This is a genomic window from Bacillus cereus group sp. Bce041, assembly GCF_052646455.1.
The window spans coordinates 24,444-36,887 of sequence record NZ_JBQXON010000011.1 but is presented as its reverse complement, the minus strand read 5'-3'; the positions used below and the strand labels follow the sequence as shown (position 1 = coordinate 36,887).

Here is a 12,444-nt window from a genome sequence, read left to right as displayed (position 1 = left end):
TCTATTTTATAGTAAAAGTGATGATTGATATCTCTGTAAAAGATGTGCAGAGAAATTAAGCAGCATTCAAAAACCTTTATTTTGAGGAGGTTTTTTGAAGCTGCTTTTTTATTTGGAGAAAATGGAGGAATGGGTAATGGCATTTCATAAGCCGGAACAAATTGCTGAGCTTGTCATTGAGGCCGGTGTTCAAAAAGTAAGACAGACATTGCCAGCGATGCTTATTCTCGGTTTTTTAGGAGGAGCGTTTATTGCGATAGGTTTTTTACTTAACATTCGAGTTTTAGGGAATTTACCTGAGCGCTGGGGAAGTCTAGTGAATGTTTTAGGAGGAGCAGTATTTCCTGTTGGACTCATGCTCGTAGTATTAGCAGGAGGAGAATTAATTACGGGAAATATGATGTCACTGTCTATGGCGCTTTATGCAAAGAAAATTACATTAATAAGTGTACTGAATAACTGGGTTTGGATTACTCTCATGAACTTTATTGGGGCAATTTTCGTTGCGTATTGCTTTGGACATCTTGGCGGATTAACAGAGGGAGAGTATTTAAATAAAACGGTAGCGATAGCGGAAGGGAAGTTACATGAATCATTTGGGAGAACTTTGATTTTAGCAATTGGTTGTAATTGGCTCGTTTGTCTTGCTCTTTGGCTCGCTTACGGGACGAGTGATTTTGTCGGGAAAATCATCGGAATTTGGATTCCAATTATGGCATTTGTAGTGATTGGATTTCAGCAAGTAGTAGCAAATATGTTTGTCATTTCCGCTGTTATTTTTGCTGGTCATCTAACGTGGATGGATCTGGCTAAAAATTTTGTTCCTGTTTTTATCGGAAATGTAATTGGAGGAGCTGGGTTTGTTGGTTTTGCTTACTTTGCTTGTTATCAGAAACAACATTCTAATATGAAATAGAGTTCTTGAGAGGAAGGGTATGTAATGGCTGATCGGTATTCACGACAACAGTTGTTCAAACCAATTGGGAGTAAAGGACAAGAAAAAATTCGAAATAAACATGTGTTAATTGTAGGGGCAGGCGCATTAGGAAGTGCAAGTGCCGAAAGTTTCGTACGTGCAGGTGTTGGTAAGTTGACGATTATCGATCGTGACTACGTTGAATGGAGTAATTTACAAAGGCAACAATTGTACTCTGAACAAGATGCGAGAGAGAAAATGCCGAAAGCAATTGCTGCAAAAAATCGGCTAGAACAAATTAATTCGGAAGTACAAATACATGCTTTCGTAATGGATGCAACTTCAGAAAATATGGAAGGTCTATTAAAAAATGTAGATGTAATCATTGATGCAACAGATAATTTTGATATTCGATTTGTAATAAATGATTTATCACAAAAACATAATATTCCGTGGGTATATGGTTCTTGCGTTGGATCATATGGTATGAGTTATATAATTATTCCGCAAGAGACACCGTGTTTACATTGTATGCTGAAAAATATCCCTGTTACAGGTGTGACGTGTGATACTGCTGGGATTATTAGCCCGACTGTTCAAATCGTCGCAGCATATCAAGTGGCAGAAGCGCTCAAAATTTTAGTGGAAGATTTCTCAGCAATTAGAAAAACATTTTTCATGTTTGATATATGGAGTAATCAAAATCATTTTATAAAATTAGGGAAAATAAAAACAGACGCTTGTCTCTCATGCGGTTTGAATCGAACTTATCCTTATTTATCATACGAAAATCAAACGAAAGCAGCTGTTTTATGCGGAAGAAATACAGTTCAAATTAGAACAGTAGACAATAGGAAATACAATTTTGATGATATAGAAAAAGTATTAAAAAAACTGGGAAAAGTAGATCGGAATCCGTATTTACTATCTTGCCAATTCGATGATTACCGCATCGTTTTTTTTCGGGATGGTCGTGTTTTTATTCATGGTACAAATGATATTTCGAAAGCGAAACAACTATATTATCGCGTATTCGGTTAATAGAGAGGATGTCAACAATGGAAAGAAGAGTGCCAATTACGGTTGAAGAAGCTGTTCGTAAAGTGATGGGATTTGCTGATAAGGGCTTAAAGGAGCTATTACCAATTGAATTAGCTTATGGACGTATATTAGCAGAGGATTTAGTAGCTGACCATGATGTACCGTCATTTAATCGTTCGCCGTATGACGGATTTGCTATTCGAGCAGAAGATACTAATTTAGCAAGTTATGAAACGCCAATTGTATTTGAAGTAGTGGGTGAAATTGGTGCAGGATCGCTATTCCATGAGAAAGTAGGTCCATTTCAAGCAGTTCGAATTATGACAGGAGCACAAATTCCGAATGGGTGTGATGCGGTTGTTATGTTAGAGCTGACTCGTCAATATGAGAAGAATGGCAACAATTATATGGAAGTGAAGCGATCATTCAAAACGGGCGACAATATTTCTTTTCAAGGTGAAGATGCTCGTAAAGGAACAGTTCTTGCAAAGAAGGGATCGTACATTAATCCAGGTATTTCAGCTCTTCTTGCTACATTCGGTTATAGTGAAGTACCAGTTGCGAGAAAGCCTGTAATTGGACTGTTAGCGACTGGGAGTGAATTACTGGATGTCAATGATTCATTACAGCCAGGGAAAATCCGAAACAGTAATACGTACATGATATTGTCTCAAATTCGAAGAGCGGGCGGAAGAGTAAAATATTTTGGGAAGTTTAGTGATGATTTTAATACGTGTTTTACAGCTGTGAAAGAAGCGCTTGGCCAAGTAGATATGTTAATTACAACGGGCGGTGTATCAGTAGGAGATTATGATTATTTACCAGCTATTTACGAAAAGTTAGGTGCATCTGTTCTTTTTAATAAAGTTGCAATGCGACCAGGAAGTGTTACGACTGTAGCACAATTAAATGGCAAGTTATTATTTGGTTTATCAGGGAATCCATCAGCTTGTTACGTAGGGTTTGAATTATTCGTAAGACCGTGTATTCGGACGTATATGTTTAGTGAAAAAGTACATTTAAAAAGAGAAAAAGCGTTATTAGGAGAAGATTTTCTAAAACCGAATCCATTTACAAGATTTGTACGAGCAAAATTGCAATATGATGAGGGGAAATTAATCGCTTATCCATCAGGGTTTGATAAATCTAGCTCAGTTTCTTCATTGGCAGAATCCAACGCGTTTATCGTATTGCCGGGCGGGACAAGAGGATATAAAAAAGATATGTTTGTCGATGTTCTTTTATTAGAAGATAACGAAGGTAGTGAATGGCCTTGGACATTTCATAAAGTGAGAGGTGGTTTTAATGGGACAAGTGCTATTTGAGATTGTAGATAAACCGATTTTAGTTGAAGAAGTAACGAATAAAGTCGCAAGAAGGGAAGCAGGTGCGATTACAACATTTATTGGTACGGTGAGAGAATTAACAAAAGGAAAACGAACGCTACATTTAGAGTATGAAGCATATAAACCGATGGCAGTAAAACAACTTATGAGAATTGGTGAAGAAATTAGTGAAAGATGGCTGGATGCAAAAGTAGCAATTACGCACCGTGTAGGGCGGCTAGAAATAATGGATATTGCGGTAGTCATTGCAGTTTCATCACCGCATCGTAAAGTAGCTTATGAAGCGAATGAGTACGCGATTGAACGTATAAAACGAATCGTTCCAATTTGGAAAAAAGAATTTTGGGAAGATGGAACGATGTGGGTTGGAGATCAACTTGAAAACACACCTTATCCAGAAGGAAAACCAAAGAAGGAAGAATGAAAAAATGATTACAATTTTACTGTTTGCAAATTTGCGTGAGGAAGTTGGATCGGATCGATTAGTAATTTCAGAAAAGCAAGAAATGACAGTGCAGCAATTAAAAGAATGGCTCAAAGCCAGCTATTGTTTACAATCGCTGGATAAAGTGATGGTGGCTGTTAATGAAGAGTTTGTAATAAATGAAGAGATGATAAAAGCCGGAGATATAGTCGCATTAATCCCACCCGTTAGCGGGGGATAATAAGCTTTTTCACCAGATGAAGTGCCAAGAAAATGTTGTATATAAATTAGAATAAGAGAAGGGATGAGTTCTATGCTTACTCAAGAACAAATAATGAATGCATTAAAACATGTAGAGGATCCAGAGTTACACAAAAGTGTTGTAGAATTAAATATGGTTAGAAATATACAAATGAACGGAACAGAGGTTAAACTTGAAGTAGTACTAACAATCCAAGGTTGTCCGTTAAAAGCAAAAATTCAACAAGATATTGAAGAATCGCTTCACGCAATTGGTGCCTCTAAAGTGGAGGTAACATTTGGTTCTATGACACAAGAAGAACGTGCAGCTTTAACAGAGAAGTTAAAGCGAAATACTAGAACAGAAACTGGTATGCCGAGCATGCTTCGCCCGGATTCAGGAGTACGTTTTATTACTGTAACGAGCGGAAAAGGCGGAGTTGGAAAATCAACGGTGACAATTAATCTTGCAACTGCACTAGCTCGTATGGGCAAAAAAGTGGGGATATTAGATGCAGATATATATGGTTTTAGTATTCCAGCTATGATGGAAACGAATAAGAAACCAACGATGATTGATCAAACGGCAATTCCAGTCATTAGTCACGGTGTTAAAATCATGTCGATGGGATTCTTTACAGAAGGAAATAACCCAGTGATGTGGCGCGGACCGATGCTAAATAAATGGATTCAAAATTTCCTTGCGAATACGCACTGGGGAGAATTAGATTATTTATTACTTGATTTACCACCAGGTACAGGAGATGTTGCGATTGATGTTGCAGCGATGATTCCGCAAGCGAAAGAAATAATTGTTACAACTCCGCACAATATAGCTTCATTCGTTGCTTCAAGAGTTGGTGTAATGGCAAAACATACGAAGCATGAGATTTTAGGTATTGTGGAAAATATGGCTTATTATGAAGAAGAAGATGGATCGAAAAATTATCTCTTCGGAAAAGGCGGCGGCGAAATGCTTGCAGAACAATTGCAAACAGAAGTAATTGCCAAAATACCTTTTGCGAAACGTGAAGAAAATAATGGTTCATCTGTATATGATGAAGATTCTCTTGTTGGAGAAGTGTTTACATCGTTAGCTGAGGATATTATTTATAGAGGATAGAGGGGGAAGTTTAGTATGGTATGTAACATTGATCATTCTATTGAAGATGTGATGAATAAGCTTGAAAGTCAAAAGAATTTTTTACCTGAAGGGATCTTTAAAGAGTTAAAGAGTTTTTTGCAAGGTATTCATTCACAGAAATTATTAAATGATGTTTTTCACCTCCTAAAAAAGTATGATTTAGTCAGTGAGGAAGAACGAGAGACGAGAAACGCACAATTGTTGTACATTTTGAATTAAGTACTCTTTGGCTTTAGAATTTTTTCAGAAGGGGTGAATGTGATGGATATGAAAAAGATGATTGAAACGATAGAAGTAACTAGAGTGACTGACGAGGAATTATCGATTTCGAATTTACATCCAAAGCTTGTGAAGTTGTATAGTCAAAAAGATAGTGCAGAGTATACGAAGCTATTAAAATATATTTTATCATTATCCGTACAGCTGAAGCTGAATCTTGTATTGAAATATTTTGGTGTACGTCACATTGTTGCTGCAGACGAGCGGGTGCAATTTCAAGAGATATTTAAATGCTTAGCTAAGAAAGATGAGAATGGGGAATGGTTTCTAAATTTTGTTTCTTTATATGTAGGGCTAATTGTAGTTCTTCGTTTTGATGAGAAAGTGATTGAGAGCAATTTTTTTGATGATATGGTAGTGGATGAATGTAATGAAATATAAGATTCTACTCATAACATTTTTCTATATTAAATGCTTTAACTGCGATTTTAGTTGGTTATGTAAATATGAAGGTAACTAATTAAGAAAAAGGAATGAAACTAGTTGGATAAAAAGAGTTCTTCAGTTGTTTCCGTCGTTTTTTCGTGTTACTATTAATCGAATTTTTCATAAGGAGAGAAAGCGATGAAATGGATTTATTTTCTTATTATTAACGTTATAGCTTTTAGCCTTATGGGGCTTGATAAACGAAAAGCAAAGAAGAAACAGTGGAGAACGCCAGAAAGTACGTTGTTTTTATCGGCGGCAGCTGGAGGAGCAGTTGGAGCTTGGATCGGCATGTATATGTTTCATCATAAAACTCATAAAAAGAAATTTGTTTTCGGCATACCGTTACTTGTTGTAATAACGGTATGTTTATTATTCGTTGTATGAGAAATGTCGAAAGAAATGCAGATTGATTATTGGTAAAGTGAGCATGTGAGACCGTATAATGGAGAAAAAATGAGAAGAGGAGAAAAAGGAAGATGGGGAGTCAATCAGCAGAGCAAAAAAAAGGGATACTATACGCGGCTGGTGCTTACACGATGTGGGGAATCCTACCGATTTATTGGAAATGGGTTGAGGAAGTTCCAGCAGATGAAATATTAGCACACCGCATCGTTTGGGCATTTGTTTTTATGTTACTCGTATTAGGTGTTACGAAGAGGTTTCGTCAGTTTATTGGGGAATTTGTGAATCTTTTTAAACGACCTAAATTATTAATGTCATTAACAATAGCTTCAGTCTTGATTAGCGGAAACTGGTTTGTTTACATATGGGCCGTTAATCATAATCATGTTATTGAAGCGAGTCTTGGCTATTATATTAATCCGCTTATTAGTATTTTACTTGGTACAGTCGTTTTAAAGGAAAAGTTAAACTTCTGGCAATATGTTGCAGTTGGTTTAGCTGGAGTGGGGGTTATCATTTTAACAGTGCGTTTCGGATCTATTCCGTGGGTTTCTCTTTCACTTGCCTTTTCATTTGGATTATACGGATTAACGAAAAAACTGTTAAACTATGATGCTACAATTGGACTTACGATGGAAACGATGTTAGTGACACCGCTTGCAATCATTTACCTTGTTATGACAGGCGCCCATGGTTTCGGCTCATTTGGATCTATTTCAATGTTATCGACATTACTATTAATAGGAGCAGGTATTGTTACAGCTCTACCACTTTTTTATTTTGCAAAAGGAGCCCAACTTATTCCACTTTATATGGTAGGTTTTTTACAATATATTGCACCAACAATTAGCTTAATTTTAGGTGTATTCGTATTTGGTGAACATTTCACATCTACTCATATGATTGCATTTTTCTGTATATGGGTTGCATTATTTGTATTCTCGGTAGCGAAGACTAAGTTTTTAGTGCAGAAACAACCGAAATTTATAAAAAATAAATCAGCAAAAGTATCATAATGCGTAGTATTTTCTACGCATTTTTCTTTATACTTATATTATATAGAATTTCCATTATAGTCAGTAAGGAGCTGAGAACATGGAAACAATTTTACATAATGATCCGCTTATGGCAGCTGTAATTTCATGGTTTTTAGCACAATTAACGAAAGTAGTCTTCAAATTAGTTAAAACAGGTGAATTTGATTTTGCAAAGTTTTTTGCTTCAGGTGGGATGCCAAGTTCTCATGCTTCAACAGTTACAGCGCTTGCTACAGGAGTTGGAGTAGTGGAAGGTGTGGAAAGCTCGATGTTTGCGGTTGCTACAATTTTTGCCATTATTGTTATGTATGATGCTTCAGGAGTAAGGCTTGCAGTAAGTAAACAAGCAAAAATATTGAATGATTTTTTTCACGGTAGAGAAACAGAATATAAGAAGTTAAATGAACTTGTTGGGCATACACCGTATGAAGTAGTAGTCGGTGCTTTATTAGGGATTATTGTCGGAGTAGGGTATTGTTTATGAGCAGAACATTTTATATGTTCTGCTTTTCTTTGTTTTTATACATATTCAGCTACCTTTTTGAATATCGTTATACGGATTTCGAAAGGGTGGGTGAGCAACTTGTTATTATATGAAAAAGTGCATGAAGAAATAGCGAGAAGAACAACTGCACTTCAAACAATGCAACGGCAAGATGGTACGTGGCGGTTTTGTTTTGAAGGAGCGCCACTAACAGATTGTCATATGATTTTTTTATTAAAATTATTAGGTAAAGATAAAGAGATAGAACCGTTTGTAAAAAGATTAGCATCACTCCAAACAAATGAAGGAACATGGAAATTGTATGAAGATGAAGTGGGTGGTAATTTATCTGCTACAATTCAATCTTATGCTGCCTTACTTGCATCGGAAAAATATACAAAAGAAGATGTGAATATGAAGCGAGCGGAAATGTTTATAAATGAGCGCGGTGGGGTAGCGCGTGCTCATTTTATGACGAAGTTTTTATTAGCGATTCATGGAGAATATGAATATCCTTCTCTCTTTCATTTGCCAACACCAATTATGTTTCTGCAGAATGATTCCCCTCTCAGTATTTTTGAACTGAGTAGCTCAGCACGTATTCATTTAATTCCGATGATGTTGTGTTTAAATAAAAGATTTCGAGTAGGGAAAAAGTTATTGCCAAATTTAAATCACATTGCAGGCGGGGGCGGAGAATGGTTTCGGGAGGATCGGTCTCCAGTTTTTCAAACGTTAGTAAGTGACGTGAAGAAAATTATAACGTATCCACTTTCTTTGCATCATAAAGGATATGAGGAAGTAGAACGTTTTATGAAAGAGCGTATTGATGAAAATGGAACATTATATAGCTACGCAACTGCCTCGTTTTATATGATTTATGCTTTACTTGCATTAGGACATTCTATTCAATCACCAATTATTCAAAAAGCTATAACGGGAATCACATCTTATATATGGAAGATGGAGAGAGGGAGCCATTTGCAAAACTCTCCATCAACTGTATGGGATACAGCTTTACTCAGTTATGCTTTGCAAGAAGCTCAAGTTCCGAAAGCAAGTAAAGTGATTCACAATGCATCAGCATATTTACTAAGAAAACAGCAAACGAAGAAAGTAGATTGGAGTGTACATGCACCGGATCTCTTCCCGGGTGGTTGGGGCTTTTCGGATGTGAATACGACGATTCCAGATGTTGATGATACAACTGCTGCGTTAAGAGCATTGGCGCGAAGTAGAGGGAACGAAAATGTAGACACTGCTTGGAAGCGAGCGGTTAATTGGGTTAAAGGATTGCAAAATAATGATGGTGGTTGGGGGGCTTTTGAAAAAGGGGTAACGAGCCATATATTAGCAAATTTACCAATCGAAAATGCAAGTGATATGATTACAGATCCTTCTACACCAGATATTACAGGAAGAGTATTAGAATTTTTCGGAACGTATACGCAAAATGAATTGCCCGAGAAACAAAAACAAAGTGCGATAAATTGGTTAATGAATGTACAAGAGGAAAATGGATCGTGGTATGGGAAATGGGGAATTTGTTATATATATGGTACGTGGGCAGTGTTGACTGGTTTACGGTCACTAGGAATACCATCTAGCGATCCATCAGTGAAACGAGCAGCTTTATGGCTTGAACATATACAGCATGAAGATGGTGGCTGGGGAGAATCTTGCCAAAGTAGTGTGGAAAAAAGATTTGTTACTTTGCCATTTAGTACACCATCCCAAACAGCATGGGCGTTAGATGCCCTCATTTCTTACTATGATAAAGAAACGCCAGTCATTCGAAAAGGTATTTCATATTTGCTCTCCAACTCTTATATAAATGAAAAATATCCTACTGGAACAGGTTTACCAGGTGGGTTTTATATTCGTTATCATAGTTATGCTCATATATATCCATTGCTTACTTTGGCTCATTATGCAAAAAAATATAGAAAATAAACCGAGAGATGTCTCTCGGTTTATTTTGTTGGGTAGTAGGTCCCTTTTGAAAAGAATAAGGTTGTGATGTACCTTATTTTTCGGTTGATTGGCGCTTTTGACGTGCATCAGCGGCATTTGCACGTGCGTTTGCTTCTAAGTCATTGTGGTCAGCGAGTTCGCGAGAGAACTCAACATCAATGCCATCAGTTGCTTTGCTTTGTTTGAAATTCTTTTTGTTCATTCGACACAATCTCCTTGCGTTTATGCGACGTTGCAAAGTTAGTTTGACACAAATAGACTTTTTTATACAAAGAGGAATTGGAAAGCAAGGAGCCGAAATATACAGTATAAGTAATAGAAATGGGGGATAGGAATGGAGTTTTTAAATGGGAAAACAGCTGTTGTAACAGGAGCTGCACAGGGAATTGGAAAAGAGATTGCAAGGGTTTATGCAAAACTAGGGGCGAAAGTATTAATTAGCGATGTAAATGAAGAAAATCTACAAAAAACGACACGTGAGTTATCAGATGAAGGATATGAAGTGTGCTCATATCGATGTGATGTGAGTAATCAAAATGAAGCAAAGTCGTTAATTGAATATGCGGTTCAAAAATTTGGTACATTACATATTTTGGTGAATAATGCTGGAATTACAAGAGACGCAATGTTACATAAAATGGAGAAGTCTGCTTGGGAACAAGTATTACAAGTGAACTTAACTGGAGTTTTTTATTGTATGCAACCCGCGCTTCTTTACATGAGACAACAAGGGTATGGACGCATTATTAATATATCTTCAATTAGTAGAGAAGGAAACATAGGTCAAGCAAATTATGCGGCTACAAAGGCAGGAGTTGTAGGATTAACGAAAACAGCAGCGAAAGAAGTTGGAAGTTTCGGTATTACTTGTAATGCGATTTGTCCGGGGTTTATGGATACAGATATGACCAAAACGATACCAGATAAAGTGAAAGAAAAGATGGTTGGCGCTATTCCAGTTGGTAGAATTGGAACGCCAGAAGATATTGCGAACGCAGCAGCCTTTTTAGCATCAGAATACGCATCTTATATTACAGGTGAAGTATTAAATGTGAGCGGAGGACTGCAAGTTTAAAGGAATACATAATGAACAGAACCTGACCAGGTAGGTCAGGTTCTTTCTCATTAATTTAAGTTAAGCCAAACGCTCTTTACTTCTGTATAGTTATTTAATGCGTAAGATCCCATTTCACGGCCAAGACCAGATTGTTTAAATCCTCCAAATGGAGATGCTGCATCAAAGACGTTATAACAGTTTACCCATACTGTACCTGCACGTACTTTACTTGCAACATAGTGTGCTGTTTTAACATTTTCTGTCCACACACCAGCCGCTAAGCCGAATTGTGATTTATTTGCACGTTCAATTACTTCATCAATATCGTTAAATGGTATTGCAGAAATAACTGGACCGAAAATTTCTTCTTTTGCGATCGTCATTTCATCATTTACGTCAGCGAATACTGTAGGAGAAACGAAGTAGCCTCGATTGAATGGATTACTTCCTCCGCAAAGGACTTCAGCGCCTTCTTCAATCCCTTTTTCAATGTAGCCCATTACACGTTTTTGTTGTTCTTCGGAAACGAGAGGGCCAATTGTTGTTTCAGGGTTAAGACCGACACCTTGATTTAGTTTTTTAGAATAGAGGACGAGATCAGCCATGACATTATCATACATTTTCTTCGGAACAAATAAGCGTGATCCAGCAGAGCATACTTGTCCTTGGTTAAACATAACACCAGAAAGTGCACCAGGAATCGCGCGAGATAAATCAGCATCTGGCAATATGATATTTGGTGATTTACCGCCTAATTCAAGTGTAACGCGTTTTAATGTTTCGGATGCTTGTCGCATAATTTGTTTACCGACAGGAGTAGAACCGGTAAATGCAATTTTATCAACGAGTGGATGATTAACGAGAGCTTGTCCAGCTGATTCACCGAATCCAGGTACGATATTAATAACACCTTTCGGGAATCCAGCTTCTTCAATTAATTCAGCTAAGTATAGAGCAGATAGTGGAGTTTGTTCTGCAGGTTTTAAAACGATTGTACATCCTGTAGCAAGCGCTGCTCCCATTTTCCACATTGCCATAAGAAGCGGGAAGTTCCAAGGGATAATTTGACCAACGACACCAACAGCTTCATGGCGTGTATAGTTAAAGTAATCACCGGAAACAGGAATTGTTTGACCAACGATTTTCGTAGCCCATCCAGCGTAATAGCGCATATGCTCAATTGCAAGTGGTATGTCTGCTGCCATTGTTTCACGGATTGGCTTTCCGTTATCTAATGTTTCGAGCTGTGCAAGCTCTTCTTTATGTTCTTCCATTAAATCAGCTAACTTGTACATGAGACGGCTTCGCTCAGCGGTGCTCATACGAGACCAAGGACCTTCGTCAAAAGCCATACGAGCTGCGACTACAGCTTTATGAATATCTTCGCGACCAGCTTCAGAAACGACGGCAAGTGTTTCACCAGTTGCTGGGTTAGGTGTTTTAAATGTTTTACCGGAAGCGCTTTCAATGAAAGATCCATTCACATATAACTTTTTTGTACCTTGAAGAAATTTCTCTACCTTTTCATGAAGATTTACAGCTAGTTGACTCATTGTATAACCCCCTTGAAAATATAATGTAAACGCAGTACGAGACGGCGCTTATTCCGAAATCAAGGATGTGGAAACTAGATGGAAAGCCTCTAATTAAAATCATAATTAAGAAATACTG

General features: G+C 37.3%; 15 protein-coding genes. 13 read left to right on the top strand and 2 right to left on the bottom strand.

The features are described from left to right. Positions 1–136 precede the first annotated feature (136 nt). From ACUN13_RS24815 to ACUN13_RS24760, 12 genes are all read left to right on the top strand, one after another. Positions 137–916 carry a formate/nitrite transporter family protein gene (locus ACUN13_RS24815; RefSeq protein WP_000863998.1) on the top strand — a complete coding sequence of 260 codons (780 nt, stop codon included), beginning with the start codon at positions 137–139 and terminating at the stop codon, positions 914–916. 24 nt (positions 917–940) lie between these two features. Further along, positions 941–1,957: a molybdopterin-synthase adenylyltransferase MoeB gene (locus ACUN13_RS24810; RefSeq protein WP_000785259.1), complete on the top strand. Its 1,017-nt coding sequence runs from the start codon at positions 941–943 to the stop codon at positions 1,955–1,957. 17 nt (positions 1,958–1,974) lie between these two features. Next, on the top strand, positions 1,975–3,282 hold the full coding sequence (locus ACUN13_RS24805; RefSeq protein WP_000442200.1) for a molybdopterin molybdotransferase MoeA: 1,308 nt from the start codon (positions 1,975–1,977) through the stop codon (positions 3,280–3,282). Further along, positions 3,263–3,727 (top strand): molybdopterin synthase catalytic subunit MoaE, encoded by a 465-nt coding sequence (gene moaE / locus ACUN13_RS24800; RefSeq protein ID WP_000531881.1) that lies wholly within the window; start codon positions 3,263–3,265, stop codon positions 3,725–3,727. Before ACUN13_RS24805 ends, moaE begins: the two co-directional genes overlap by 20 nt. A 4-nt stretch (positions 3,728–3,731) precedes the next feature. After that, positions 3,732–3,968 (top strand): molybdopterin converting factor subunit 1, encoded by a 237-nt coding sequence (moaD, locus tag ACUN13_RS24795; protein ID WP_000628499.1) that lies wholly within the window; start codon positions 3,732–3,734, stop codon positions 3,966–3,968. Positions 3,969–4,040: 72 nt separating this feature from the next. After that, complete coding sequence (locus tag ACUN13_RS24790; protein ID WP_000957507.1) at positions 4,041–5,090, top strand: P-loop NTPase; 1,050 nt, start codon at positions 4,041–4,043, stop codon at positions 5,088–5,090. A gap of 15 nt (positions 5,091–5,105) precedes the next feature. Continuing rightward, positions 5,106–5,330, top strand: coding sequence for a hypothetical protein (locus tag ACUN13_RS24785; RefSeq protein ID WP_000227056.1), 225 nt, complete (start codon positions 5,106–5,108; stop codon positions 5,328–5,330). A 42-nt stretch (positions 5,331–5,372) separates the two neighbouring features. Further along, a complete protein-coding gene (locus tag ACUN13_RS24780) occupies positions 5,373–5,771 on the top strand; it encodes a hypothetical protein (RefSeq protein WP_000367296.1) in 399 nt (132 codons plus the stop codon). A gap of 183 nt (positions 5,772–5,954) precedes the next feature. Continuing rightward, positions 5,955–6,203 (top strand): DUF1294 domain-containing protein, encoded by a 249-nt coding sequence (locus ACUN13_RS24775; RefSeq protein WP_000871349.1) that lies wholly within the window; start codon positions 5,955–5,957, stop codon positions 6,201–6,203. A gap of 92 nt (positions 6,204–6,295) precedes the next feature. Further along, positions 6,296–7,237 carry an EamA family transporter RarD gene (rarD, locus tag ACUN13_RS24770; protein ID WP_000535539.1) on the top strand — a complete coding sequence of 314 codons (942 nt, stop codon included), beginning with the start codon at positions 6,296–6,298 and terminating at the stop codon, positions 7,235–7,237. Positions 7,238–7,316: 79 nt separating this feature from the next. Continuing rightward, positions 7,317–7,742, top strand: coding sequence for a divergent PAP2 family protein (locus ACUN13_RS24765; RefSeq protein ID WP_000447820.1), 426 nt, complete (start codon positions 7,317–7,319; stop codon positions 7,740–7,742). A gap of 99 nt (positions 7,743–7,841) precedes the next feature. Continuing rightward, the gene (locus ACUN13_RS24760) at positions 7,842–9,695 is read left to right on the top strand and encodes a terpene cyclase/mutase family protein (RefSeq protein WP_000928146.1); all 1,854 of its coding nucleotides are present in this window, start codon (positions 7,842–7,844) and stop codon (positions 9,693–9,695) included. Positions 9,696–9,768: 73 nt separating this feature from the next. On the opposite strand, the gene ACUN13_RS24755 is transcribed toward ACUN13_RS24760, so the two are convergent. Beyond that, positions 9,769–9,918, bottom strand: coding sequence for a YfhD family protein (locus ACUN13_RS24755; protein ID WP_001035815.1), 150 nt, complete (start codon positions 9,916–9,918; stop codon positions 9,769–9,771). A gap of 132 nt (positions 9,919–10,050) precedes the next feature. On the opposite strand from ACUN13_RS24755, the gene fabG reads away from it, so the two are divergent. Further along, positions 10,051–10,791, top strand: a complete 741-nt coding sequence (fabG, locus tag ACUN13_RS24750) for a 3-oxoacyl-ACP reductase FabG (protein ID WP_000395038.1) — start codon at positions 10,051–10,053, stop codon at positions 10,789–10,791. Positions 10,792–10,841: 50 nt separating this feature from the next. On the opposite strand, the gene dhaS is transcribed toward fabG, so the two are convergent. Continuing rightward, on the bottom strand, positions 10,842–12,326 hold the full coding sequence (dhaS, locus tag ACUN13_RS24745) for an aldehyde dehydrogenase DhaS (RefSeq protein ID WP_086401819.1): 1,485 nt from the start codon (positions 12,324–12,326) through the stop codon (positions 10,842–10,844). Positions 12,327–12,444: the final 118 nt, after the last annotated feature.